The sequence below is a fragment of the Gilliamella apicola genome (assembly GCF_003202915.1).
GTDB lineage: Bacteria > Pseudomonadota > Gammaproteobacteria > Enterobacterales > Orbaceae > Gilliamella > Gilliamella apicola_Q.
Window position 1 is genome coordinate 90,663 of the sequence record NZ_QGLP01000005.1, and the last position, 26,524, is coordinate 117,186.

Here is a 26,524-nt window from a genome sequence, read left to right on the forward strand (position 1 = left end):
CTGCCGTGTAGGCTGTATTAAGTTCGCTCGTTCTATTTTTAATGTCTTATTATGGCTAATTTAGTTTTGTCGATTTTAAGCGTTAGTTTTCGATTAGTAAAATGGGTTAGTTAAATTCAACTAATCCATTTTAAATAGATAATAACTACCTCAATAAGCGTTTTTAACCAGATCATATCTTGTTTATTAGAATTCAATGGTTTATCTAAATATTGTGCTAGTTGCTCTATCAAACAGAAGTTTAGAACCATGGTTATAATCTGCAATTATTAACTAGACGTTTGATAGTCAATCAATTTTTAGTTAAAATTTTGAGGAGAGCACTTTTTAACCTTTGAAATAGTTGAAGAACCGGGTTTGTACCCCCTAAAATCATCTTTTAAACAGCTAATTTAAAATATTAATCTCAGCCATTTTTATTGGTTAAGCCAAGTAAAAGTTATTTATGGCTATACTTTTCTAACGGTTCTTGCAGAATTTGGCGATCTGATAATGAATCAAATTCCAGATTATCTTGTTTTTTTGTCGCCTTGACCCGTTCCGATATTTTTAATTCAATGGTTAAATCACATTGGTTGTCAGTGATATTTTCCACATTAAACTTAATTGCTTGTTGACGAGAATGGGTGTTAATCAATGCCTCTGGTTGATTACTTTGTATCCAACTGACAATGCTAGCGATTAACTCATTAAAAGGATAGCAATAAGCGCTTAAACTTATCGTCAAAGTGAAATGGTATTGGAATCCCAAATTGTCGACAGAGAAGGGCTCAATAAAACCGTCTTTGATGGTAAATTGATGGGAGCTTGCTGTACTGTTATTAAGCAGATTACGTTCAAGTAAAAATTGCTTTAATTGATTAATTTTTTTCATACAAATCCTTTAATGTTGTGAATAATCATGATGATTTTCTTTTTTGGCTCGATTTTGGTTTTCGGCAAAGCGTACCGATATTTCCTTTACTTTTTAATAAGCAGAGTAATAGTGTTAGATTCATCACGATCTGCGCCAGATAAGCACGATGTGATAGATTGAAAAAAGTAAATAAGCAAACGGCGACACTCGAGACAATCATTAACCATGCTAACCAACTGTATACAACTTTGTAGCGAGAATTGTGGTGGTCAAAGGTAAATAATCGCACAGCAATCATTAAACAAAAAATAGCATTGAGGGTGGTGGTTATCATGATTTTTTACCCTTGAAAATATCGAATAATTCAGTTGGATCATCAAATTTTTTAATCAACCAAAGTAACAATTTAACACTTATTGCCGAGGAAACTAAGGCGCCTAAACCAAGTGGGATTTTGTTTTGTATGCTGATTGGAAAAATGGGTATCAATAAGTAGAGTGTCATTTCAGCTAACAGCAATCCCATAGCAAATGAGATAAAAAATAGGATGATACGACGTAAAACCGAGATGCGTTCTTCACTAATGACTAATAGAATCGAACCACAAAGTGCACCTAAAATAATGCCGTTTTCGATGTTGGGATAAATCATTGATACTGAAAAAGCACTAAAAACAGCGGTAAAAGTTAAACTGGTGGGTTCTGTCATTAAGTTAGTCCCATAAATTGATGGTATTTTTAGTTTTTTCGGCTACCATTTCCGGTACATTGACCTCGGTACCCATAGGTAATATTGCCGGTAGCTCACATAGTTTTGGATTATTTTGATAAATTATTTCCACAATGCCTGCCGTTCTGCCAAAAACTCGATAGGCTAGCGCATCAATGGTTTCATTTTGCATGGTATAGACGATCATTTTCAATTACTCCAAAGTTGATTATTGACTTATTGTTAACCGCGACATCGCCGATTTATCAATAAAATAGGGCTCGGCGGTAGACAAAGGTGTCGAATCGCTTAAAACCATTGAACCGCCGAGGTGTGAGGGTCACTCTTTATAAATAGTTATTTGATATTATGGTCGTTGTTAACTGATTTTTAGGCAATTAACTAAAATTGTGACAAATTGAAATACAATATGATCTATAATAGATTTGATACAATAAGCTATTAACTCAAGTAGTTATAATATTAATACAAAACATCTGATAATTATTAGAAAATGGCTAACCTTATTATATGACCTTTAGGTCTTTACTATTTACCATTAGGTAATTATAATCAAGTCATCGTACGTACGAAAAATCGTTAGTGTGTTTTTATATATTTATATTTGGAGATATATTCATGGCTTTTGCTTGTAGAAATTTTTCTCGTTCAGCGGGAAGTATTATGAATTTAAATCCTAAAACAGATTATCGCTCTTATACTTCGGTTGATAAATCTAATTATAATAATGCTACACAGACAGATATAAATAAAGTAGCTGCAGATTTAAGGAGAGCTTTAGAGCTTTATGAGTCAGAAAAAAAACGAAAATGTTCCTACTAATAAAGTGCTATCTTCAGAAGTTGTTCTGGAGATAGAAAAAGCTATCAAAAAAAATCCCGAGATATTAGATCAACTATTTGAAAGTCCTTTAATACAGCAAACCGTTATCCATAAAGTTGAATCTTATAAAGGTCCACTTCCTCATCCTGATATATTAAAAAAATATGATGAAATCGATCCTTCATTTTCAAAAGTGATCTTTGAACATTTCGTTAAGGAACAAGATCATCGGCATAGTATTGATAATAAATCTATTGATGGCGCAATAAAAAGTGATAAACGTGCTCAATGGATGGCATTTATTTTGAGTTTCCTTATTATTGCAACAGGTGTTGTCGCTACTTTTTGTGGTTATGAAATATTTGGAGCTGCAGCAGTTGGTATCAATATTGCTGGACTAATTGCCGCATATCTCAAAGGTAAAACTAATAATAAAGAGTAACCTTTTTATTTATTCCTCTAAAAATTCTTCTTTAAAATAAAGAAATTAAGGTTAAAACCGACTCTCATCGGTTTTATTTAAATTGAAATTTAATGATTAATCTCGCGAATAGTTTGTTTATCCGCATTGCATTTTTCAATGACATTCAATAAATGTTCATTGTATTTTAAGCTATCACCAAAAGTCATTGGCTTAGGCGGTAAATTTGGCTGACAATTATTGAGTAAATTAGCGGGTATTGGTTGCGTCACGAAGACTTTTCGCTCGGTTGTACAAGCTACCAGAGATAGGCATAGGCACCAGCTGGTTAGCGCAATAATTATCTTTGAGTTGACCATGAATTTGCTCCTGATTTTGCAATGATTGGCTCTCTAATGACTGTTTATTTTGCTCATTGTCGGCAATAAGTTGATTGTTCCTCAAAATTGTTTGCTCTAATTGGCCTAATTTTTCAGATAATTGCTGCACTTCATTTCGTGCTGATTGTTTATCATGCAGCAAATCGCCAATAATATAAATGAGTAAGATAAACGCGAAAGCGATTGTGAAGTTAGTTTTATTCATACTAATCCTGGTAAATAAATAGTTTTGCCGTTTTGTTTAATAGCCGTAAGGACCTGTTGGTGATGACCTGTGGTGTTGAATTGGATATGAACCCATTGATTATGCTCTTGTATAAGTTTGTCAAATTCGATACCACTAGTGATTAGACGTTGACAGATTTGTTTAGGATCACCATAGGCACAATGAAAATCAACAGCGAGACCTTTGGTATGCGCGCTAGTTGGCGAACCGCCTACCTGAGTATTGAGAGCCGGGCAACGATAGCCTGATGTGATGATGATTGGATGGGCTAAAACTTTCCTGACTAATTCAAGTTTGTTGGCGGTAAATTGAATATTTGCCATCAAGTGATCGGGAATTTTATTCTCGATTTTTAACCGTTTTGCGGTAGTTGAACAGCTAAATTCCTCTAATGAGAAATGTTTGGTTAATTTCATTGTTGTTTATCTCCTTTAGCATGTTTAATTAATTTTTCTTCCAGAGTTTTAATTAATGTTGCGCCAGACCAACCTGCTAGGCCCGCTATTCCTCCCGCTAATTCAAATCGCCAATCAAAATAACTTGCGGCTAAAATAGCCAGTGCCCCAGCAAAAGCTGAAATTAACATCTGGGCGATTAGGGTACCAATACGAAATTTATTGCCTTTTAAAACGTTATAAAAGTAATTGGCTAATGAACCGAGCGCGGTGATGATGAACAAATAAATGACCACATACCAGTTTACATTATCAGGATCTTTAATTGGCATAATTGATTCTCAAAATAGACATGGCCACCAAGATATGGTTTAAAATTTTACAGCTTGGTAGCCATTTGGGTTAGTGAATTAAGCCGTTATTGGTGAATTTAGCTTTTAAATCAAGCCGTTTGCTATGATTGAGAATTTATGATTAATCACGACATTTATGGGCGATAATTTCGTATTGGTAATAATGGTAACCATCCTTCAGATCATAATTTAATACAATAGTTTTTTTTCTTGCCATACTTTTATCCTTTTTTCTCTTAAAATTTTGTAGAATCAAGTGATTTTTAACTGTGTAATTATACAGTATTTTGCTTGCTAAACCTAATTATTAGGCCTTAAATGGCTAAAAAACAACTTTAAAAAATCAATAATAATCATGACGTTATTATTGTCTTTTAATGATGATTTGTTGTTTGCCGTTCGACAATGAATACCGTTTATTTATTATGGATTTAAAACGTTAACTCACTTTAAAAAGTGGATAGCAATAATGCGAATGGAAAGTTAATTAGCGGCAGTAACTACATGACCAGGCAATTATTGGCTAATGACTTAAAGATGGGTTATTTGGCGATTGAAAACCTTATTCTCAAAATCCTTAGACGGTTATGCAGAGAAATGGGGGGATAGTTGATGATTATAGATGAGTGGGGCATGAATTATTGTCAACTATCCCAAAATGTTAAGAATTATTTCGTTTTTCAATAGAGTTATGAGGTAACTGTTCTTTTAAAGGTTCGAGCAAATCGCGGAACCAGAACAATATTATGTCCTTATCATTTTCTCTTAAATGTATATATTCGGTAATTATGCGAGAAAGTAATTCAGCTCGTTCAATTATTTTGATTTTTTCTAATTCATCCATTTTATTCACCTCTATCACCGTATTACTGTTTTTATATACAGTATATAGTAATTAATAATTCGATCAAGTCCTTTTTTTTAAAGATTAGTTAAGATCATAAATAATCTTTATTCATTGATTTTATTAGCTTATTTTTTTGATTTGTGCACTCAATAACCATCATCTAAACGCTCTTTTTTGATAGATTAAAATTCATGTTTATATAACCTTTTTGGCGGTATTTTTTGGCTGTCGATACAGTGGTTTTTGACAGAATGGTTACTAATTATTAAATGCAGCCCATCGAGCCTGTCGGTTAGCATCAAATGCTGGCATGGGTTGATTTTAATACTCTCCCTTAAATAGAGGCGATTCACATTGAAATCATTATCCGCTAAGCCGATAATTTTCAGTTGTTGTTTGATGATTCGCCTTTGTTGTTCACAATCATTAGTAACCGTACAGTTATTGACAGAACTCCAAGGCGTGCGTTCCGCCCGCAATGGTGATGCTTGATTGGCCTTTACATTATTTAGGCTACTCTTGGGTACTAACCGCCATTTAGTTAATCTGGTGTAAATAGTCGATGCAATCCCATGAATTGGCGCATAGATGCCTTTTATTTTTTTGATGATCTCCTCATATTGATTCAGCTTATCTTCATAAGCCAGGCGGACTTTAAGGTCTTTACGTTTGACTAATGGTCCTCCTTGATGCGCGGTATAAGCTGCCCAATCCCCAATATCAGCTGAGGCTAATACCGGATCGATAATATCATCAGTCACTTTTTTGCTTTTTAAACGCCGTAGTTCTCGCCAAACACTGACAGGTGCGCCACCCAATTGTTGAAATTGACGAATCTTCCAGCGACTAGCCCAAGCGGTGATCGCTTTCGATGACGCTTTTAAGTTTTCGCCAGTTTGGGTATCTATTTCATTTTCGAGCGCATATCCATCAATGTTTTTGGCAATATATTTGGCGATATAACCGGTTGCCGATCCTCTTTGTTTATCGATATCCTTAAATTCAAAGCGATTGATGGCGGCACCTTGTTCCTCGCCATCTTCATCCATGGCATAGATCCACATAGTGTAAAAAGCCTTTTGGATATCTTCTGGGCGCATAAAAATTAAAATATGCCAATGAGGTGTACCATCATGATGGGGTTCGGCAACCCGAAAGCCGAAAAATTGAATATGTTCACGATTTAATTTAGCGCGAATACGTGACCAGACTTTGCATAAATAAGCTTGTGTTTCTCGAGGTGTGTTGCCCTGCCAATTTTCGACAAAACCGCCTTTGGCATGCGCGCTGTGATATTTGGCGGGAGCCGTTAAGGTTATAAATGCGCCTTGGTAACCTAGCTCATCGGCCAAATCCTCAAAACCTCGCATTCGTGTCATCAGTTCTACTCGTCTGATAGCCGGATTCGCAATTGATTTATACACTTGCAAATCAAGAGGAATTTGTTCGCCAGTATCTTGATTTTCAATCATCATCTTTTCAAGATATTTTTGATTGCGACGCTTTTGCTCCTTCCACTCCATTTGACAGCTACGGCTAGCATACGGCGAGGCCTTTTTTTGTACTTGACCTACAGCAATGGCTAAATGCTCATGCTCAAAATCTCGACGCGTCTTTAATTTACGCTGCCACCATTCATGATTGGTTATTTTAGCCAATGCCTTAATGCAATTTTCGTTGGTTAATTTATTATGGTTAAAATCATTCAAATAGGGTGGGGGAATGTTAATACCGCTTAATTCTTTTAAAACGCAACGATAAAGTTTCTGCTCCAAACTATCGCTTTCAATATGATTAGCAGTTAAGCAAAAGTCCTGATCTGCAAGGCAATGTTGAATGTGTTTATTCAGATAATTACTTATTTCAACACTTAAATTGGCCAACTTTTTAGTGCCTAAAGTCGCTAATTGAGCAAATTCATCAGCAAAATTAATCGCTAAGGCACTAAGGCTAACAGCTTGATAACGAGCTTTGACTTGTGATAACCGTGATTGAATATTACCACCCAAAGTTTGCCGTAAAAAACTATTGGCGGCTTTGCGGCCCTCCTTTCGCAACAGATGAATATATTTATCGGCAAAATAACCGGCTAAAAAATCAGGCAAATCAGCAAAATATTGCGCACGAAATGGGTGGTCTTCCTGATCTATTTGCCACAATTTAATTTCATTATAGCTTAAAGATTGTGGCATTTTTTTTCCACAATCATATTGTGCTATTGGCGTTCTTACTATTTTTTTATTCGCTTTATATTGGCCAATATTTTCATAGTAATCACGCATCGCTAATAATAAAGAGTGTTTATGTTTAGCGGGAATAGCCGGCAAGGAGAAAGATTGGCATTGGCTAGTCATAAATTCTCGGTCGCAATTATCGTTTAGCAAACTGTTCTTTTAGATTTTGACAATCCACGCACAGTTGACAACCTTTTAACAATTGTCGGCGTTTTTCTGGGATTGGCTCACCACACTCTATACAATCTTTTGCTGATTCACCCTTAAAAACTTGGCGATTAGCAAGTAGATTATCCAGTTCAAGTTGAGCCAAATCATTAGCTTGGTCTATAATATCTCGCATTAGGCTTCAGTCTCATAGCTTTGGTTACGAAGCTTTTGCCCTTCTTGATAAAGGAGTTCATTTACTTCGCTTGCGGTTAAACCTTTATCAACAATATGTCCGCCTAATTGCATTAAACGGCTGATATAGCGATCACAAAGTCGTTGCTCGGTTTCTTGTTTAATTTGCTCGGTTAAATCTTGTAATTTACTTTGAGTGATATTGTTTAAATACATCATATTTCCTCATCTGGTTAGTTATTATTGTTTGGTAAAATCTTGAGGCTCGCAGTGGGCAAAAACATCAACGATGGATTGCAAACGGCGAAGTCCGATTTCTAAACGGTCTATTTCCTCATCATTCAGCAGATCATAATTAAGGTTACGCGCTGAAGATGAGAATCCTGCATATAAAGGTGTTATACCCGCGGCGGCTAATAACAACCTTTTTTGTCCGGGTTTTAACCGATTAAAATTACTGCGCACCAAACTTCGATGGCCATGAATCAGTTGATATAACCGCCTGATATGTTCAAGTTGACGAGACCGCTCAATATTATTCATCGCTACTCCTACCTTGACTGTCGTGAGATCCAAAAAAGAGCCATGTCTTTCGAAAAAGCCAAAGGCATTTAAATTGAAATAAGTTAGTTTTAGCGACGCTTAACTGGCCATAATTTAATGGCTTTACCGTTACTTTTTTCTATCCAACCATTAGGATTATGTCTATTGGTTGCAATTAAAATAACTACTGGTTCAGTGGTCGTTTTTTGACTTAAATAGATAGATCGTTTCATATCAATGCTCCTGCAAATTTAATTCAGGATTAAAAGCTTTCGCCCCTTCAAGCGTCAAAGCAGTCATGTTAATTAAGGTGGTTGAACGATCATGCTTACCGGTGATCTTCTTTTTACGAATTGGCAGCAACCCTTCATGGACATATTTTTTAACAGTACGGGGATTCATACCCGAAACACGGGCAAATTCATCCACCGTGACATAAGGAGCAGAAATAGTGATTGAAATTGTTGTCATCATAGTGCATTATTCCTAGCATAAATATGCTTATGTGTAATTATGTGTATTTATGTGTAAAATTAAACTTAATATAATTTACCATTAAGCTTAGCTTAATGTCAATTATATTTTTATTTTTTATTTAATCTAGGCTTAATTTAATATGAGTATTAATTTTAATTCTGGTGGTGCTAAAGTATTGGACCGGATTATTGAAGCATATGGTTTCAAATCCAAAGTGGAATACAGCAATTATTTAGGTACATCGGCAGCAAGCTTATCAATCCGTTATCGACGAGATTTATTTCCATCAGATCTGGTGGTTAAATGTATGGATGAAACGGGGGCATCATTACAATGGCTAGCGACCGGAGAAGGGCAATTTAATCCTGCAGATCAGACTAAAGAAACCATAATATCTGACGAAACATTAATAAAACTTGAACGATTAGCAAGCTTAAAAGAAAAGGGAGCTATTACTGAACAAGAGTTTAATGAATTAAAAGCGCAGTTAATTTGAATTAAGTTAGGATGAATTGCCGTTATGTCAGTAAGAAAACAACCTAATGGAAAGTGGTTATTTGAAAAATATCTCCCTGGTGGCCGTCGAATCCGTAAGAACTTCGCCACCAAGGGAGAGGCATTGGCATATGAAAACTACCTTGAAGAGCAAGCTAATGAAAAACCATGGATTAATGAAAAAATCGATAAACGCCGTTTATCGGAATTAATCCAAAGCTGGTATTCGCTGCATGGTCAAACCCTTAAAGATGGGCAAACTCGCTTAAAAGCCATGCTATTTGCGAGTGAATGTATGGATAATCCATTAGCAAACAATTTCACAGCTAAACAATTCACAACATATCGCCAAAAACGAATTGAGGGTGAGATATATCGCACCGACCGCATTAAAACCGTTGCGCCCAGAACAATGAACCTTGAATTAACCTATTTCAAAGCGATGTTTAACGAGTTAATTCGATTGGGGGAGTGGCAACATAAAAATCCGCTAGAACTGGTTCGCTCATTTAAAACTGACGAACAAGAGATGGCTTATCTAACCAAAGAACAAATCCAATCGCTACTCAACTCATGTGAGCAAAGTAGTGCTAAAGATCTTACCATCATTGTCAAAATCTGCTTAGCAACCGGCGCCAGATGGAGTGAAGCTGAAAGCTTAAAAAGCGCACAAGTCAAAGATGGAAAAATCACTTATATCAACACCAAAGGTAAACGCAACCGCACCATTCCAATCAGTGACGAACTATATCAACAAATTCCAAACAAAAATGGCCAACTTTTTACCGCCTGTTATTCAGCCTTTCGCTCGGCACTAGATAGAACCGGCATCGAACTCCCCGAACGCCAATTAACCCATGTATTACGACACACCTTTGCCAGCCACTTCATGATGAATGGTGGCAACATATTAGTCCTACAAAAAATCTTAGGCCACACCGACATCAAAATGACCATGCGCTACGCCCACTTTGCGCCAGACCATTTTGAAGATGCGGTAAGATTAAATCCGCTAGAACATGATTAATAACACCGTGATTTACAGAAGCTATAGAACAAAAAATGGCGGTAAACTGGCGATCGAATATGATTTTATAGCGCTTTATATGTGTTTATATGCAATCTCAACCTATTGATTAATATGTAAATTATTGATTTAAAAAGACCTTGCAAAGAACTCATAATCGATTGGTCACTGGTTCAAGTCCAGTAGGGTTATTATCTTGTGAATTGATATTAATTGTTCTTAAAATTATTTCTTATTTTAAATATAAATTTTTGCTGTTTTAAATTACTCAACTAACTGTTATGTATCCATTTCTGTGTCTGAAGGTCTGTTTTTATAAAGTCACATGTGAGATCTCACTTAAAAAATATAATACTTTTATCTAGTGTAAACCCTTCTAATAAATTTTTTTTTACATTGATTGTATCTTTTTTTGATATCTGATTGTTAGTCGAAATATATCCAGATGTTTATCTAACAAAATCTTGTAAATTTCCTAAATGGCTATCAAATAGAAATGAAATATAATCTTTACCTAACTAAATTGAATCTGTTGCTATTTTTCATTAAATCTATCATTTACGATTAATCATTTTTTATTAAGTAATATCAGTTGTGCCAGGGCAGTAAAGGCACAAATTGAGATGAGTAGAATTAGATTATTAGACAGGAAAATAATAGGTAAAAATAAGCCTAAACCTGTGAAGTGACCCTCAATAGTTGGACAAGCAATCACAGGGGGGCTTTTTATGTCAAAATATAGTCGAGAATTAAAAATTATCATAGCTAATGAATTCTTATCAGGAGAATCATCGAAAATTCTTTCAAAAAAATATGCGATATTTCTTTGGTCAATAGCAGATTGTGTTGTTTCACAGGTAATCATCGATAGAATGGCGTAAACCAGAGCAACAATAAAGAAAAAATGACTAATGAAGAGTTTATAAATATCATTTAACTGATTATTTAATAAGATACTAGGTATTAGATACTAGCTGAATTTCATCTAGTATCTAATTTCAAAGGTTACTAATTTATGTTAGGACTATTTATAGTCATTTTTATTAATAATTTCAGCCTATAAATAGAATTTATTTTTTCTCAAATAATTTTTCGCATGGATAGCCAGTTAAGTCTTTAACTATGAATTTAGTTTCTTCAGATAACTGATTAATATCTCCATCTGATTGCAAGACATCGATTGCGTTAACTAATAATCTATGTTTTTCTTTATCTAGATTAAATGTAAATGTAACTAACATCGCTAAGAAAACCAGTAATCCAGTTCCTAAAAATAGAATTAATGCAATTGTGGTTATAGCTTCTGGAGATTGATCTGCTTGTTTTTGCACAAAACCACCAAATTCTAATATTAAGCCAACACAAAGAGTTGAAAGGGCGACCGTTGTTTTTCTAGAGAATGTCATAACAGCAGCGAACAAACCTTCTCTTCTTTTTTTAGTGATCATTTCATCAATATCTGGAATGAATGGGAAAATATTCCATGGTGTGAACTCCATCAAACATCTGCCTATTTGATATACAGTACCAATAACAAATAGTATGGCTATTTTTGATGATGGATTAAAGACAAAAACGAAATAGGTAGCAGCTAAACATAAAAGCATGGTCGTATAAGCACTAACCAGAAGTTTTTTTGGACCATATTTAACGAATGCGAATCCTGCTACTAATGTAACTGGTAATCCAATAATACTTAAAGATAATAGACTTCCGGCTACAGAAGCATCAAGCGTTAAACAATATACACAGAAAAATACAAATACAGTGTTATAAATATCTTTACCAGTAAAAGATAATAAATAGATAGCTAAATGTTTTCTGAATGCTCTAACTTTCAGGGTAGAGAAATATTCTTTAAACAGACCAAAAACAAAGATAACCGGATTAACTTTTTTATCAGCTTTAGATTTTTCTAATTCTTTTAGCATCTCTGGAGTCAGTGGTCTCTCCCATGTTGAAAAATAGGATATAATTACACAAATCATGAATAATATAGCAAAAAATATACCATTAAATAGATAAGCATTAGGATCATTCTCACCATAAATTGCAATTAATCTGCCCGGTACAAATGTTGCCATAAAAGTACCTACCGCAGAAATAAACATTCGACAAGTAGATAGTTTTGTTCTTCCGGCATAATCACTGGTCATTTCAGATGGTAGGGTTTCCCAAGGAATCATTACCATGGCGACAACTACCTCAAAAGTTAAATAGATAGCTAGATAATATAGGTAGCCCATACCATTAATCCATAATAATGCATAGGAAAGCATTAATGGTGCGCCAATTATTAAGAAGAATCTTCTGCGCCCAAATTTTTTACCTAATTTATTTTTATAAAAGTGGTCGGTGAAACTGCCCATGAAAAGGCATAATATGGCATCTAATATTCGAGCAATTGCCACAATAGATGCGGCTTCAATTGGACTTAATCCAACAAAAGTAGTAAAAAAGTATAATAACCATGCACCTATAATGGTGAATGCTCCCCCTCCAATGATATCAATCATCCCAAAACCTATCGCTTTAGGAATAGTGATTATTTTTTGATTTTTCATTTTCCAAACCTCGTAATAGAATTAAGCAATTAATTTATTGAAATTGCGTAAGTTTTAATTTCAAAAGGGCTTAATTTTATTTTTAAATTCCCTTTATTTATGTTTTGATCAATAAAGTTCTCCATCAAATCACACTCTCTCCACCAGTTGATATTGTAGTGAGAGCTGATATTGACATTTTGTGTTCCACCGGAGAAATCATGAATTCTGAGAATTAACCAATCACCTGACTCTGCCTTTTTCAAAGCATCAACCTGAACTAATTGATTATCTAATGTAAGAATTGATAGGTTAGATGACTTAACAAATGGTTTTAATTTGCCATCATAAATTCTTAGCGGTTCATTTAAGAACCAAGCTTCTTGGGCAACATTACCTTCTTGCCAATTTTTAGTATGAGGAAATAAAGAATAGGTAAATTGATGTTGTCCTTGGTCAGCTTGTAAATCAGGGCTTATAGCTGATTTGATGAGAGTTAATTGCATTATATTGTCTCTGATAGCATGACCATATTTGCAATTATTTAATAGGCTAACGCCATAACCATATTCGGATAAATCGGCCCATTGATGTGCTACACTTTCAAATTTTGCATAGTCCCAACTAGTATTCCAGGTAGTTGAACGTTTAACATTACCAAATTGAATGTCATAGGTTGCTTCAACTGCTCTAATATCCACTGGGAATACTGTTTTAAGTAATTGATTACAGTCATGCCAATCAATATCAGTAATAAAATCGATTTTTGGATTATTACTGTAGATTCGCATTTTCTGGCAAATTGAACTCTTATTAAAAATCCATTTAAATGTGACTTCACAAATTAATGGTCCTATTTCGGTAAGTTCAACTGATTGCAATTGTACAACTGGCGATTTTTTCTGAATATGAAATATTTCAATATCCCAAGCATCATATTTCATTGGTTTATCTTCATACACAGTCAATACATTGCCACAACCTGATAATACTTCTCGGTTATTCTTCTTATCAAAAATGCGGGTAAGGTGGCCAAATTCATTCCACTTAATGAGATAAAAAGGAGTATCTATTTCATTATCATTATAGATAAATGCATCTTTTACCTTGCCATTTTCAGATGTAGCGTTATTTTCATAACTTACATTTATACAACTTAGTGGCGCAATTGATGGTATTTCAACAAAATAACCATCATTTTGTTTTGATTTTTGTATAGTGAAATGTTGATTGGAGTCATCTTTTATAGTGAGATTTTCTACACAAGTAGCAAAATAAACAACGTCATTTTTTCTCTCAAAGTTAGAACTATTAAGGATAATTTTGCTATTAACATCACTATCGGTAATATTTTGTAACAGCGGGCTGAGAATTTCGTTATGTCTATTATTTAAATCCTGAAATTCAAGTTTGGCATCTTGATAAACTTCATGTATAGATGAACCAGGAATGATGTCATGAAACTGATTTCTAAGAATGAGTTTCCAACAATAATCTAGTTTATTTTTTTCATAACTAGACCAGTCATTATTTAAGATTGAGTTGGTCACCGATAACCATTCGATGAAACGAATATCTAATTCGGCTAATCGATTCGCTTTTTTTATTTGTGCTTGACTGGTGTATGTTCCGCGATGGGTTTCAAAATATAATTCGCCATCCCAAGTATGGAACCAATCATTACTATGACTAATGTTATCTTCTAATTCATGAAAGAATTGCTTAACAGTACCAAATTGAATATTTGGCAATACTGGCATTTTTTCGAATCGTTCTAATAATTCCAGCATCTGCTCATTTGGCCCACCGCCACCATCACCATAACCAAATGGTAACAACAGTGTTTTGGTTAAACCTTTATCTTTATAGTTATCCCACAAACCCTGAACAGACTTAGCATTAACAATGCCATTATAGGTATATCGCGGATGTCCCTCTTCAGGTGTTGTAACAAAATGAGCTAAAACATCGCTACCATCAATTCCTCGCCATTTAAAAGTATCGTGTGGTAGTTGATTGAATTCATTCCAACTAATTTTTGTTGTCATGAAATATTTAATACCGGATTTTTTTAAAATTTGTGGTAATGCCCAAGAATATCCAAATACATCAGGTAACCATAAACATTCAGGTGTTATACCAAACTCGGTTTCCATGAAATTTTTGCCATACATAATTTGTCTGACAAACGATTCCCCAGAAGGTATATTACAGTCAGCTTCGACCCACATAGCGCCATCAACTTGCCAGCGCCCTTCTTTGACACGTTGTTTTATTTGATCATAAATTTCAGGATAATCATTTTTAATATATTCATAGAGTTGTGGCTGAGACTGGAAAAAATTATATTTTGGAAATTGTTTCATTAACTTCAAAACAGTCGAAAATGATCGCGCGCATTTTTCTCTGGTATGTTTTATCTGCCATAAAAAAGCGAGATCAATATGAGTATGGCCAACACTATTAATCACAACTGGAGATTTCACCGCATCTTTGCTGTAATTTTCTTCTAAATACCTAGATGCACTGCTGATTGATTGGTAAAATTCTTTACTAGATGGGTTTTGCCAATTAATTAGTAGAAAAGAACTATCTAATAGATTAAGTAATCGCGAATAATAAAAATCATTGGTAGAGATAACATCTAATGTTTGTAAAATAGCGGTAGAAGTCACGTACAAATCATGAGTGGCTTTATCTCTTAAACCGAAGGCAACTTGTTTTATACTGTTACCAACGTGAAACTCATCAAAATGTTGTCTAACTTTACCTTCAAGTACGCCTGACCATATACGAATATCAAATCTAATTGTTTTACCAGAAAAGTCGTCGGGAAATGAAATAACATTATGGTTTTTATCTAAACCATGCCATGGTTTACCATTAACATAGAGTAACGCTTCATATTCATCACGTAGAAAAGATAATGAAAAATTAAAAAGGCCTATATGAGTGGAACGATTCGGATCGGCTTCAGGAAAAGTATGACTTAACCTTAACCAAACATAGATATCCTTTTCTTTCCATTCAAATCCTTGCTCAATTTTTTGCCAATCGGCATTTTCATCTGGGGGCGGGGCGCCATTAACTCCTTCACGGTCATAACAAAAATCAAAACTTTGTATTGTTTGAAGATCATGTAATTCAAACCGCAATAGTTCTTCAACTCGTTGCTTTAATTTCCTTTCAGTAAAAAACATAATTCCCTCTAATTTAGATAAAAATTTAAAAGCAAATAATTGGTATAATAAGTTAAATAATAAAGTTGTAATTCACAAATATAAAAACCAAATTTAGTGATGGCGATCACAAAAAAATTCAATTTAATTGGCTTAATATCCTGTTTTAAGCCTTTTAAAAAGGTATAATAACTTTTAATATCAACCGTTTTATTGATAATAAATTAAGAGGATTTTGCTTAGTATTATCAAATCTTATGGAACAAACATTATCTAGGCAAATTTTGAATAATGTATTAATTATATTTAAGAAATTAAAACAACTATAAGTGGTAGTCGGCTGGTTAGGAATTATCCAATATTAATATTATCAATTGATAAGTAAACTAATGGTTTGTAAATTGATTGGTCAAAAATGGGGAAATTGGTAAGACAAATTTGTTTGACTAAAACGATCTTAAATGATTTTCACTAAAGATAGTTTTTCACAGAAAAAAAATTGAAATTATAATGCTGATTTCAATTATGTAAGTTAAAAATCATATATCAGATTTATTTGAATGCTCAATGTGAGATATTAAGAATAATTCGATTTCTTTATTTGATAGGGATCGTTTACGCACTATCAGTGATAGTAATTTATAAAAACATAAATATTAATTTCACCATACCTAAATTGTTTTTTGAATAATATTAAACTAATCTATATCCTTAAAAAAACATTATTTATAAACAATTCTCCAAAGGATTAACGGGAAGTTTAATGATATTTTTAAGGATTAGATGTGTTAAACATTATTAAATATTTGCTTAAAGATTCTGTATTGATCGGTCTCTTCTTCATATTCTACTTTAGTATGGACATAACATTTTATGTAGTTTTAGAAAATCGCCACTCGTTTATTAGCAATATAGGTAAGCCAATTGTTGATATTTTAATTGCTCTAACGGTTGTAGTTGAAATTATTTTCTTTCTCTCAATGTTGATAAAACTATTTGTTGTTAAAAGTACACATTTGTTAACCTCTTATTTAGGATTAATATTGGGGTTAGCATTTTCTTTTGTTTGGCTATTTATTTTATGTGTTTATTTCAACCAATATCACGGTTGGGGATGGGATGGTTTTGAGTTTTTTGGTTGGGCGTTTTTGCCTGCGATTGGCAGTTTTATCAGTTATATTATTTTAATACTTATTAGAATGTTATATTCTTTATATTGTGTTTTATTTGTTGAAAGATCTAAATAATATTTTTTTGATTAACTGTCATTTTTAGATATTGCTTAAGAGAATTATTTAGCCATCTAAAGTAGAATGAATAACTGATTATTAAGCAGTTAAATATTAATTTTATCTGAGTGTAACTATATTTATTTGGATGGGATTTTTTAGGTTAACAGTGAAGTTAACTTAAGTCTATAGGGATTAATTATGCCAAAAATTATTAAATATTTATCTAAAGATAAATTATGGATCTGTCTTTTTGGGATTAGTTATTTGACATTTATAGTTACTTTTAATTTTTTTTCATTAAGAAGCGAATTCTATATTAGTCATGCAGCTCCATATATCCTTTTGATAATATTTTGTATAATAATAATCTCTGAAATTGTTTTTTTCCTAATACAATTAATAAAATTATTTATCATCCCTAAGACACATGTATTGACTTCTTTTTTAGGATTATTTTGTGGATTAATTTTTTCTTTTTGCTGGTTTGGTATTTTATATTTTTATTTTGAATATGTTAGTAATGGTTATGATGATATAGGATTCATCATTGCGATGTTTATTCCTGCACTCGGTTGTTTTTTCGGTTACATTATTTTAGTTTTAATTAAAATTTTAAGATGTTTATATTGTTTTTTCCTTGTTGAACAAGCCAATAAGTCTTATCCGTAAAATAAAATATCTTAAAAGGGCTTTTAAAAATTAGCTGAATTTTATTAATTATTCGCCAGTTATTTTAAGATGATTGCGTACCCTTTGTTAATTGCTTTTAATAAGCCATTATTATCAATTTAAATAGGATAGAATTACATTGCTGTTGTTATCAAGTATTTAAGGTTTAAAATCTAATTTTTTTATATTTTAAAGCTATTTAGCGAAGATATTGAGAGTTTATTCAATCTTGACTTGATTTTTGTTTCAATCAGCGTTTATATATTACTGTAATAAGCAAATCGGCTTATTATTTATAACATTTTACTAGAGGAGCTTATGATGGTACAAAAATTTGCTGCGTACGGTAGTGATGTTTCGGCTGGCACTTATAAGTGTGCTGATTGTGGCTATATATATTCAAACCAAAGTAAAAAATCCTTACCTCCTTGTCCGGAGCATAACAAAAAACCACACAGTAAAAATGGTTGGTATGTGGTTAGTGGTCAAGGTGATTCAGTTAAAGATCCTCATCATACTAAAAAGTAGTAGTAATTTCATGTTGTAACTTTAAAAGGTAACACTTAGTGTTACCTTTTTTGTAAACGTCTCATGTCGAATAACCTACTGACGTTTTTCGATGCTGGTAAATGCCTATCTTTTTGTTTAGCAAATAGCAGAGTTGATTAAGGTGCTTTTGTTGGTATCTGAATATTTAAATCTTGCTGATATTTACTTCGCAATAATATCTTTTCCAATATAGATGTATAAAGTGGCATTCCACCTAACGCTTGGGCAATTAATGTCGCTCCCAAGCAAGTAATGATCATCGGTAAAATAAGTTGATAGTTATCGGACATTTCCATCACTAAAACAATACCGGTTAGTGGTGCTCTTACTGTAGCGGCAAATAACCCTCCCATACCAATAATAGCGCAGGCGCCAAGTTCGATATGATAATTCGGATAGAGCTGTTGTGCGATTAAACCAAAGGTAATACCAACCGTTGTTCCTAAAGCTAAGGTTGGAGCAAATATTCCTCCTGGCGCGCCAGAACTAAAGCATAAAACTGTAGTGACAAAACGTAGACATAAAACTATCATCAAAGTATTGATAGCGTAATTACCGGAAACAGCATCGGGAATAAAATCAAAACCGCTACCGGTTATTTCAGGAAAGATAAAACTTATGACGCCAAACGATCCGGCCAAACAAAATCCGGTTAAAATAAAACAGAATTGATTTAATTGATAAAATTGTTTGAAACGTTCTTGTAACGTTAATATGCATTTGTTGGATAAAACCCCAATAGCACCGAAAAATGTCCCCAAAATAAGATAAAGCCACAAGGATTCAATAGGAACGGCACTAAAGTGACCTATTTGGAAAACGGATTCTTGATTGTATAAAAATTGGAACATCACGCTAGCCATGATGACACCAACAAAAATAGCTTTAATTGAAGTTAAATTGTAGCGAAACTGCGGTCGCATCTCTTCAATAATAAATAGAATTCCTGCTAGAGGTGCATTGAATGCGGCGGTGATACCAGCGGCGGCTCCAGTGGCTAAAAATGTATGTCGATAGGCTTGTTTTTTGACTTTAAGCAGATCTGATACCATTGCCCCGATGTTACCACCAATCTGGACGGTAGGACCTTCGCGACCTAATACCATTCCCGAACCTAAAGCAGCCACACCACCGATAAACTTAACCGGTAAAACCGCGCGCCAACGTACCGGTCTTAAATTGAGTAATGCGCCTTCTATTTCTGGTATTCCTGAACCACCAGATTCGGGCGCAAAGCGTTTTACTAAATAATATGCCAGTAATCCCATCATTCCAGTAATAGTGAAGATTAAAAGATAATTAATCACTAAATTATCAACAAGATTAAATAATAGCGTTTTACGCAGAGAGATAATCCAATTCACCGCATATTGAAATAACACGCCAACAATACCCGTAATTGAGCCGATAATACCAGCAACGATTAAAACAATTAGCGGAGCTTTATCCTGAAAACTACGTATTTTATGATAAAGTTGGATCCTTTTTTTGATAGCAGAATAACTAGGCACAATATTCAATATAATTTGGCAAATGAAGGCGAATTTTACGCCTGTTCAACTGAAAAAGATAGAAGTAACGCGTTCAAATAAATTGTTTAATATTGAACTAAGTACTCTAGCTATTTGGCTATAATGACAATTACCCGGTAATGTAGGTACGTGATTTTTTTATCCATATAACCAAAAACAGGGTTCGGCCTAAACTAAATAAAATATAAGAAAACCATAATCCATTATTTCCAAAGACGGGCACGGCAAAGTATTGTGCTATAAACCAAACTAATAACGCCAATAGCATTGAGTCGCGTATAGATGAGGTATAACTGATACCTGAAAACACGCCATAATAGATTAATCCACCTGCTGCAACAATAGGGAATACCATTAACCAAGATTGATACTGAAGCGATAGGGTGATAATCTCAATTTGATTCGTTAATAGTTTTATAATTGCAGTATCAAAGGCTAACCAAATTGCAATCAAAATTATTGGGCAAATAATGCAGGCTTGTAGTGACCATCGTAAAGTTTGATTATAAAGTTGAATATTTTTATTACCTTTAGCTCGACCACTAAAGACGCTTGAAGCATTAGCAAAACCGTCAAATAGATAAGCCATCATATAATGAATCTGAAATAAAACGGCATTGGCGGCTAATACTTCGGTATTGAATGTTGAACCAATCGAAATAAAGTGATTAGTTACCGTTAATAAACAGATGGTGCGGATCATTAAATTAGTATTAACTAAAATGACCCCTTTTAATGATTGCCATGACAAAATAGATTTTACATCTATTTTTTGCTTAGTTTTGGGTAAGTACTGGTAGATAAACCAAATACCGACCAAAGTACAACATATTTGAGCAATCAATGTTGCAAAAGCCACTCCTTGAATGTCCCAATGCATCCACCAAACAAAAAGCATCGCCATTATAATATTTAGTAGATTGATAAAGACTTGCAAAAACAGCACGGCCTTTACTTTGGATATCCCCATTAACCAGCCAACTAGGACATAATTAATCAGAACAAAAGGGGCTCCAAAAATTAATATCGAAAAATAGAGATTCGCATAATGCTGTACATCTTGATTAGGTTGGATGATGTGCATTGAGGCACTAAAAATTAACTTTTGAAAAATAATAAATATCAAACCTAAAAAAAGGGCAATAAACAGAGGTCGGATAAGAGACGATCTTAATAATAAACAATCATCCAAAGCTTGCGCAGCAAAACCAGTGGTACTGACCCTTAAAAATCCAAATAGCCAATAAATGGTATTAAATATTACTGTTCCTATGGCAATACCAGCAATAAAGGCAGGATTAGGCAAATGACCAACTAAAGCCGTATCGACTACCCCAAGTAAAGGGGTGGTAATAGTTGACAGAATAAACGGAATAACTAACTTAAGATAATCTTTAAACTGATATTGATGATTCGATGTTGATGAATGGGTCATTTTTAAAAACCTAAAATTGATTCAAGTAACTGTTTAGAATAAGGATTTTTAACTTGACTTAATTGTTCTATTTTATCAATGAATTCAACAATTTCACCTTTATAAAAAAAAGCAATTTTATCACAAAGGTAAGTGATTGTGGTTAGATCATGCGTAATAAAAATACTGGTTAGATTAAGCTGTTTTCGCAAATCGGCAAGTAGTTCTAAAATTTGGGTTTGGACCGAAATATCTAATGAGCTAACTGCTTCATCAAATAAAATAAATTTAGGTGAGCAGGCTATCGCTCTTGCAATGCAGACGCGCTGTAATTGACCGCCACTCATTTCGTGTGGAAGCCGCTCATAAAAAGAGCTGTCTAATCCTACTTGTTCTAATAAAACATTGATACGCTTCTTTCGATCATTTTTAGTTAACTTTTCATAAATATCAAGCGGTTCAGCAATAATCTGTGCGGCAGTAAAATAGGGGTTAACAGAAGCATTATAATCTTGAAATACCGCACTGATATTTTTACGCATGGCTGATTTTTTCCATGTGCGAGTACTAATATCTTGTCCATTAAAATAAATTTTGCCACTGTCAGGTTTTTCTAAGCCTAAAATCAGCTTTCCTAATGTACTTTTCCCACTACCACTTTCACCAATAATACCTAGACACTGTCCTTGTTTTAAATCAAACGATACCCCTTTAATAACTGTCGTTTTTTTATTACTAAACAAACGTTGGTTAGGTTGTAGAAAAGATTTTTTCACATTAGCAACTTGTAATAACGGTGGCATTAATTTGTCTCCAATATTAAATTTGGATGATTGGCATAAGTAACCGCATTAAATTTATTCAATAATTGTTTGCGAGTATTGATTAGGTAACGAGTATATTCATGTTTGGGATGATAAAAAATCTGATCACGACTCCCCGATTCAACAATCTTACCTTTGTTCATCACTATAATTTCATCGGCAATATGATGAATGACGCCTAGATCATGAGAAATAAAGATCATGGTCGTTTTGGATTTGATCTTTTCAAGCATTTTTAGAATATGAAACTGGCTAATCGAATCTAATGCCGTTGTCGGTTCATCGGCGATAATAAGTTCAGGCTCAAGCATTAACGCCATACCAATCATTATTCGTTGTAGCATGCCACCACTTAACTGATGCGGATACTTTTTATAAATCTCTTTGGGTTTTTCGAGCCCTATATTTTCAATCATCGCTATCGTTTTAGCAATAGCATCGTTTTTGTTAATAATGAGATGCGCTTGCAGGGTTTCGACCACTTGCTTACCAATGCAATAAAGTGGATCAAAAGCACTCATTGGGTGTTGTAAAATTATCGAAATGACACTACCACGCATTTGATTCAACGTCTTTTTATTCTGTTTTAATAGATCGAACGCTAAATTAGCATTTTGGGGTTTAAACAAGATTTGCCCAGTCACGCTAAAGTAGGATTCTAATAAGCCGATGATAGCTTTACATGTTAAACTTTTGCCACTGCCACTTTCCCCAACAATACCTAAACATTGATGATGATTGACTGTAAACGAAATATCATCGAGTAGCTTGTTACCATTATCAAGGGTAATGGTCAATTGTTTTACGGCTAACAATGGGCTACTCATGCAGTTTTTTCTTTTGGATCTAAAATATCTCGTAAACAATCACCCAACATATTAAATGCTGCCACAACGATTAAAATGGCTATACCCGGGAAGACCATTTGCATCGGATGCTGCGTCATTACATTTTTTGCTTCACTTAACATTAATCCCCATTCAGCGGTAGGAGCTTGGACGCCTAATCCAATAAAAGATAAAGCCGAGATATTTAAGATTACCCAACCCGTATCTAACGTCGCTAATATAACCAGTTCTGCCATTATATTAGGCAATAAATGACGACAAATGATAAAAGAATGTGGTGCGCCAATGGCTCGTGAAAAAAGAATATAATTTTTGCGGCTATACTTGATTACTGAACTTCGAATCATCCGACTGTACCAAGCCCATTTAACTACAATATTAGCAATAATAACGTTTTCGATACCCACGCCTAACACACCAACAATAGCTAAAATCATCACTTGGCTAGGGAATGAGAGCATGATGTCGCAAAGGCGCATTATACATTCGTCAAGTTTACCTCGCCGATAACCAGAAATAAGGCCGATGACACTACCAACGATTATTGTAATGATCATAGTTAACAGTGATAAGAATAGGGTTGAGCGAATACCGTACAGGAGTCGTGAAAAAATATCACGGCCAAGATGATCACAACCAAGCCAATGTTCGCTCGATATCGCAGCATATTTACGAACGATGCGAACTTTATTGGGATCAAACGGTGCAATATAAGGTGCTAATATCCCTAAAATAATCATTGTGATGATGATGATCAGGCAAATTAACGCCGTTTTATTGTTAATAAGTTTCTTATTTAGATTCATATAGCACCACCATTATCACGTAATCGGGGATCTAGCCATTGATGAATAACATCAACAATAAAATTACACACTACGAATAAAATAGCCATAATCAATATATAAGCTTGAATGACGGGATAATCGCGATTCATAATAGCTGCGATACATAAACGACCCAATCCCGGCCAAGAAAATATATATTCAACAACAAAAGAGCCAGCGATTAGTTGCGGAATGGTCATGCCTAAGGCGGTGATAGTCGTATGCAGTGAATTAACTAAAACATGTTTAACTATAATTGTTTTTTCTTTTAAACCTCGACAGCGAGCATAAAAGACCGAATAATTATGCATATTTTCAAGCATATTATTGCGAATAAAACGGATATAAGTTGAGATATAAACAAACGATAAAGTTAAAGTTGGTAGAATCAGATTTTGCCATGAGCCATAACCATTGGTAGGCAGTAAATCTAAATAATTGGCAAACAGCCAAATAAATAGTAAACCTAACCAATAACTCGGCATTGCCGTGCCAAGAAAAATAATAATACGAACGATATGATCGAAAGCTGAATTAGCAAAAATTGCACATAATACGCCTAAAATTAAACTGATGATGAGGGTAAATGCAAATGACGACATTGCTAAAACTAATGTAGGAATTAAGCTGCGAATTATCTCATCCCAAACGAGTCTGTCTCGATGAATAAAAGAACGACCAAAATCAAGATGTAAAACATCATAGAGCCAAATAAAATATCGTTCAAAAAAAGGCTTATTTAATCCTAGCTCTTGGCGCATACTTTCAATAGCATCAGGGGTTGGCATGATTTCGTTTAAACGTAATGCAACTTCAGCAGGATCAGAAGGTGCTAGATTGATAAGCAAAAAAGCGATAAAAGAGATACCGAATAATATCGGTATCATCATCGTTAAACGTTTAATAATATAATTTAACATTATTGGTCAATAATATTAGTCTTTTAAAAATGCATTTTCTCAAATGGAATATCAAACTGAGACGGAGCAAACTCAATTCCTTTTAAAGATTTAACAGCAATCGCACGATTACGCTCATAAGTTAGCGGAATATAGACTGCTTCATTATGCAAGGTTTCTAGCACGTAACGAAATAGATCTTGTCGCTCTTTTTCATCAGTTGAAATTAATGCTTTACTGATACTTGCATCAATTTGTGGTTTTTCTTTTAAGCCTTGTTGCGCCATGTAATCACCATATACAGGTAATTTCATCCCTGATAAAAATGATTGTGGATCATATGGCGTACCCCATGAGATATCAAACACCATATCAAAATCACCGGCTTTTTGGCGATCACGATAACCTTGTTCTTCTTCACCATGAATATTAAGCTTTAATCCGACTTGCTCAAATTCATCTTGCATATATTGGGCAATCGTTTTTTGGGAGGCGGTATTACTGTCGTAATATAAGGTAATTTCAAAAGGCTTACCGTCTTTTTGACGATAATCTTGACCTTTAACTTTCACCCAGCCCGCTTTATCAAGTAGGGTTTCTGCCAATTTAGTGTCATATACATAAGGTTTTAAACCAAGATTAGCATAAGGAATATTGGTTGCCATTAATGTATCAGCAGGAGCTTCACTGTTATTGAAAATACCCTCTGAGATATCTTTTTTACTGATGATATGTTCAATTGCTTGGCGCACATTAACATCACTAAGTTGGCTTCGGGTCGTATTCATTAGAACAATTCGGCTTGAAACCGGTTTAGACATTAAGGTTTGAAACTTATCCATGGTAGAAAAACGTTCAAACGAATCAGCATCAACCATATTTTTACCATAAATCAGATCGATTTCACCTTTTTCCAATGCCATTAGTCGGCTTTGATTATCCGCTATAACTTTCATAGTCACTTTTTTTAGTATTGGTTTAGTTCCCCAATAAGTTGGATTTGCGTTAAAAACCGCATATTGATCTTTTTTATGATCACCTAAAACATACGGACCGGTACCAATGTAAGATTTAACACCATTTTTAGTTTCGCCGTCGATCATAGAGTTAGGTGAAATAAAACGCATTGGGCGAGTTACGGCAATCTCAATCATGAAAGGGTAGTAAGGTTCAGAAAGGTTAACTTGTAGCGTATAATCATCTACCGCTTTCACTTCCGTAATTAAGCGCACCATTTCTAACCAAGTGTGACGGACTTTATTTGATAACACGGCATCCCAATTCAGTTTTGCACTGTGCGCATCAAATTTTACGCCGTCACTAAATGTAACATCTTTTCTAAGTTTAAACGTGTAAGTTTTGCCGTCGTTACTGATAGTCCAGCTTTCCGCGAGCCAAGGCGAAAAAGTACCGTCTTCGTTATAGTGAACTAATGATTCATACAACATATTTTGCGCCCACATTTCACCAGAGTATAAATGCGGATTCAAATCACGAATATCACGAAAATTGGCGAAAGTAATATCATCTTTAGCAAAACAGTTAAGACTAAAGGTGCTTAAAATTAGAATGATGAGTATTTTTTTTAAATGAGGGAAATTAAAAGACATACCTATTCCATGAAATAATTAATATAAAGGTTGCAAATGATACAATGATTGATAATGATAATCAATATCATTTGTTTGTCTTACAAGCGAACACTATTATTAAGTTTAACTTCTGAATAACACTATACTTTCTAGGTTTATTCTTTTAAATATTAGCATAGTATAAACAAGTTACCATGAAAAGATAAAATAATCAGACAATTATTATCAAATTGCTTTATAATGTTTAAGATTATTCACTTTTTCGATTA

At 33.9% G+C, this 26,524-nt stretch carries 31 protein-coding genes; 7 read left to right on the forward strand and 24 right to left on the reverse strand.

What is annotated here, in order from left to right; genetic code table 11:
- Positions 1-439: 439 nt before the first annotated feature.
- From DKK79_RS06550 to DKK79_RS06565, 4 genes are read right to left on the reverse strand one after another with little or no spacing between them, the layout of a single operon-like run.
- The gene (locus DKK79_RS06550; RefSeq protein WP_110423400.1) at positions 440-874 is read right to left on the reverse strand and encodes a phage tail protein; all 435 of its coding nucleotides are present in this window, start codon (positions 872-874) and stop codon (positions 440-442) included.
- Between the two features lie 25 nt (positions 875-899).
- The gene (locus DKK79_RS06555; protein ID WP_110423401.1) at positions 900-1,190 is read right to left on the reverse strand and encodes a phage holin family protein; all 291 of its coding nucleotides are present in this window, start codon (positions 1,188-1,190) and stop codon (positions 900-902) included.
- Entirely contained in the window at positions 1,187-1,564 is a 378-nt protein-coding gene (locus tag DKK79_RS06560; RefSeq protein ID WP_034882252.1) for a putative holin, read from the reverse strand. Before DKK79_RS06560 ends, DKK79_RS06555 begins: the two co-directional genes overlap by 4 nt.
- Before the next feature lie 4 nt (positions 1,565-1,568).
- Positions 1,569-1,772 carry a tail protein X gene (locus DKK79_RS06565; protein ID WP_110423402.1) on the reverse strand — a complete coding sequence of 68 codons (204 nt, stop codon included), beginning with the start codon at positions 1,770-1,772 and terminating at the stop codon, positions 1,569-1,571.
- Positions 1,773-2,203: 431 nt separating this feature from the next.
- Here DKK79_RS06565 and DKK79_RS06570 point away from each other — a divergent pair, with 431 nt between their 5' ends.
- Together DKK79_RS06570 and DKK79_RS06575 are read left to right on the forward strand one after the other, a co-directional pair.
- A complete protein-coding gene (locus DKK79_RS06570; protein ID WP_034882247.1) occupies positions 2,204-2,407 on the forward strand; it encodes a hypothetical protein in 204 nt (67 codons plus the stop codon).
- Positions 2,373-2,849: a DUF2335 domain-containing protein gene (locus DKK79_RS06575; protein WP_110423403.1), complete on the forward strand. Its 477-nt coding sequence runs from the start codon at positions 2,373-2,375 to the stop codon at positions 2,847-2,849. The genes DKK79_RS06570 and DKK79_RS06575 overlap by 35 nt, the downstream gene beginning before the upstream one ends.
- Positions 2,850-2,938: 89 nt before the next feature.
- Here the strand turns inward: DKK79_RS06575 and lysC are convergent, their stop codons facing one another.
- From lysC to DKK79_RS06620, 11 genes are all read right to left on the reverse strand, one after another.
- A complete protein-coding gene (lysC, locus tag DKK79_RS14470) occupies positions 2,939-3,100 on the reverse strand; it encodes an Rz1-like lysis system protein LysC (protein WP_181415254.1) in 162 nt (53 codons plus the stop codon).
- Positions 3,078-3,413, reverse strand: coding sequence for a hypothetical protein (locus DKK79_RS06580; RefSeq protein WP_110423404.1), 336 nt, complete (start codon positions 3,411-3,413; stop codon positions 3,078-3,080). Before DKK79_RS06580 ends, lysC begins: the two co-directional genes overlap by 23 nt.
- On the reverse strand, positions 3,410-3,850 hold the full coding sequence (locus DKK79_RS06585; RefSeq protein ID WP_110423405.1) for a D-Ala-D-Ala carboxypeptidase family metallohydrolase: 441 nt from the start codon (positions 3,848-3,850) through the stop codon (positions 3,410-3,412). Before DKK79_RS06585 ends, DKK79_RS06580 begins: the two co-directional genes overlap by 4 nt.
- Positions 3,847-4,161 carry a phage holin family protein gene (locus DKK79_RS06590; RefSeq protein ID WP_034882237.1) on the reverse strand — a complete coding sequence of 105 codons (315 nt, stop codon included), beginning with the start codon at positions 4,159-4,161 and terminating at the stop codon, positions 3,847-3,849. Before DKK79_RS06590 ends, DKK79_RS06585 begins: the two co-directional genes overlap by 4 nt.
- 682 nt (positions 4,162-4,843) lie before the next feature.
- Positions 4,844-5,026, reverse strand: coding sequence for a hypothetical protein (locus DKK79_RS06595; protein WP_034882231.1), 183 nt, complete (start codon positions 5,024-5,026; stop codon positions 4,844-4,846).
- Positions 5,027-5,211: 185 nt separating this feature from the next.
- Positions 5,212-7,383 (reverse strand): replication endonuclease, encoded by a 2,172-nt coding sequence (locus DKK79_RS06600; protein WP_110423406.1) that lies wholly within the window; start codon positions 7,381-7,383, stop codon positions 5,212-5,214.
- A 16-nt stretch (positions 7,384-7,399) separates the two neighbouring features.
- Entirely contained in the window at positions 7,400-7,606 is a 207-nt protein-coding gene (locus DKK79_RS06605) for a TraR/DksA C4-type zinc finger protein (protein WP_034882229.1), read from the reverse strand.
- Positions 7,606-7,824 (reverse strand): DUF2732 family protein, encoded by a 219-nt coding sequence (locus tag DKK79_RS06610; RefSeq protein WP_110423407.1) that lies wholly within the window; start codon positions 7,822-7,824, stop codon positions 7,606-7,608. The genes DKK79_RS06605 and DKK79_RS06610 overlap by 1 nt, the downstream gene beginning before the upstream one ends.
- 21 nt (positions 7,825-7,845) lie before the next feature.
- A complete protein-coding gene (locus tag DKK79_RS06615) occupies positions 7,846-8,148 on the reverse strand; it encodes a hypothetical protein (RefSeq protein WP_110423408.1) in 303 nt (100 codons plus the stop codon).
- Positions 8,149-8,237: 89 nt separating this feature from the next.
- The gene (locus tag DKK79_RS14475; RefSeq protein ID WP_181415255.1) at positions 8,238-8,381 is read right to left on the reverse strand and encodes a hypothetical protein; all 144 of its coding nucleotides are present in this window, start codon (positions 8,379-8,381) and stop codon (positions 8,238-8,240) included.
- 1 nt (position 8,382) lies between these two features.
- Complete coding sequence (locus tag DKK79_RS06620; RefSeq protein ID WP_110423409.1) at positions 8,383-8,622, reverse strand: MerR family transcriptional regulator; 240 nt, start codon at positions 8,620-8,622, stop codon at positions 8,383-8,385.
- Between the two features lie 142 nt (positions 8,623-8,764).
- Between DKK79_RS06620 and DKK79_RS06625 the strand changes: the two genes are divergently transcribed.
- Both DKK79_RS06625 and DKK79_RS06630 read left to right on the forward strand, forming a co-directional pair.
- Complete coding sequence (locus DKK79_RS06625; RefSeq protein ID WP_065651187.1) at positions 8,765-9,121, forward strand: helix-turn-helix domain-containing protein; 357 nt, start codon at positions 8,765-8,767, stop codon at positions 9,119-9,121.
- A 24-nt stretch (positions 9,122-9,145) separates the two neighbouring features.
- Complete coding sequence (locus DKK79_RS06630; RefSeq protein WP_110423410.1) at positions 9,146-10,147, forward strand: phage integrase; 1,002 nt, start codon at positions 9,146-9,148, stop codon at positions 10,145-10,147.
- A 1,070-nt stretch (positions 10,148-11,217) separates the two neighbouring features.
- On the opposite strand, the gene DKK79_RS06640 is transcribed toward DKK79_RS06630, so the two are convergent.
- Together DKK79_RS06640 and DKK79_RS06645 are read right to left on the reverse strand one after the other, a co-directional pair.
- Positions 11,218-12,711 carry an MFS transporter gene (locus tag DKK79_RS06640; RefSeq protein ID WP_110423412.1) on the reverse strand — a complete coding sequence of 498 codons (1,494 nt, stop codon included), beginning with the start codon at positions 12,709-12,711 and terminating at the stop codon, positions 11,218-11,220.
- A gap of 29 nt (positions 12,712-12,740) precedes the next feature.
- Positions 12,741-15,890 (reverse strand): alpha-mannosidase, encoded by a 3,150-nt coding sequence (locus DKK79_RS06645; RefSeq protein WP_110423413.1) that lies wholly within the window; start codon positions 15,888-15,890, stop codon positions 12,741-12,743.
- Positions 15,891-16,654: 764 nt separating this feature from the next.
- On the opposite strand from DKK79_RS06645, the gene DKK79_RS06650 reads away from it, so the two are divergent.
- The 3 genes from DKK79_RS06650 (at position 16,655) to DKK79_RS06660 (ending at position 18,298) form a co-directional block, all read left to right on the forward strand.
- On the forward strand, positions 16,655-17,116 hold the full coding sequence (locus DKK79_RS06650) for a hypothetical protein (RefSeq protein WP_110423414.1): 462 nt from the start codon (positions 16,655-16,657) through the stop codon (positions 17,114-17,116).
- A 183-nt stretch (positions 17,117-17,299) separates the two neighbouring features.
- Positions 17,300-17,770, forward strand: coding sequence for a hypothetical protein (locus tag DKK79_RS06655; RefSeq protein WP_110423415.1), 471 nt, complete (start codon positions 17,300-17,302; stop codon positions 17,768-17,770).
- Positions 17,771-18,088: 318 nt separating this feature from the next.
- Positions 18,089-18,298 carry a hypothetical protein gene (locus DKK79_RS06660; protein ID WP_220019052.1) on the forward strand — a complete coding sequence of 70 codons (210 nt, stop codon included), beginning with the start codon at positions 18,089-18,091 and terminating at the stop codon, positions 18,296-18,298.
- A 137-nt stretch (positions 18,299-18,435) separates the two neighbouring features.
- On the opposite strand, the gene clcA is transcribed toward DKK79_RS06660, so the two are convergent.
- The 7 genes from clcA to nikA all read right to left on the reverse strand — a co-directional run bounded on the left by clcA (position 18,436) and on the right by nikA (position 26,273).
- Positions 18,436-19,830, reverse strand: coding sequence for a H(+)/Cl(-) exchange transporter ClcA (gene clcA / locus DKK79_RS06665; protein ID WP_220019058.1), 1,395 nt, complete (start codon positions 19,828-19,830; stop codon positions 18,436-18,438).
- 130 nt (positions 19,831-19,960) lie between these two features.
- A complete protein-coding gene (locus DKK79_RS06670; protein ID WP_110423418.1) occupies positions 19,961-21,286 on the reverse strand; it encodes an MATE family efflux transporter in 1,326 nt (441 codons plus the stop codon).
- Between the two features lie 2 nt (positions 21,287-21,288).
- Positions 21,289-22,068 (reverse strand): ABC transporter ATP-binding protein, encoded by a 780-nt coding sequence (locus DKK79_RS06675; protein ID WP_110423419.1) that lies wholly within the window; start codon positions 22,066-22,068, stop codon positions 21,289-21,291.
- Positions 22,068-22,916 carry an ABC transporter ATP-binding protein gene (locus tag DKK79_RS06680; protein ID WP_110423420.1) on the reverse strand — a complete coding sequence of 283 codons (849 nt, stop codon included), beginning with the start codon at positions 22,914-22,916 and terminating at the stop codon, positions 22,068-22,070. The genes DKK79_RS06675 and DKK79_RS06680 overlap by 1 nt, the downstream gene beginning before the upstream one ends.
- Positions 22,913-23,743 (reverse strand): nickel/cobalt ABC transporter permease, encoded by an 831-nt coding sequence (gene opp1C, locus DKK79_RS06685; RefSeq protein WP_110423421.1) that lies wholly within the window; start codon positions 23,741-23,743, stop codon positions 22,913-22,915. Before opp1C ends, DKK79_RS06680 begins: the two co-directional genes overlap by 4 nt.
- Positions 23,740-24,684, reverse strand: a complete 945-nt coding sequence (gene opp1B / locus DKK79_RS06690) for a nickel/cobalt ABC transporter permease (protein WP_110423422.1) — start codon at positions 24,682-24,684, stop codon at positions 23,740-23,742. Before opp1B ends, opp1C begins: the two co-directional genes overlap by 4 nt.
- A 23-nt stretch (positions 24,685-24,707) precedes the next feature.
- Positions 24,708-26,273, reverse strand: a complete 1,566-nt coding sequence (gene nikA / locus DKK79_RS06695) for a nickel ABC transporter substrate-binding protein (protein ID WP_110423423.1) — start codon at positions 26,271-26,273, stop codon at positions 24,708-24,710.
- Between the last annotated feature and the right edge of the window lie 251 nt (positions 26,274-26,524).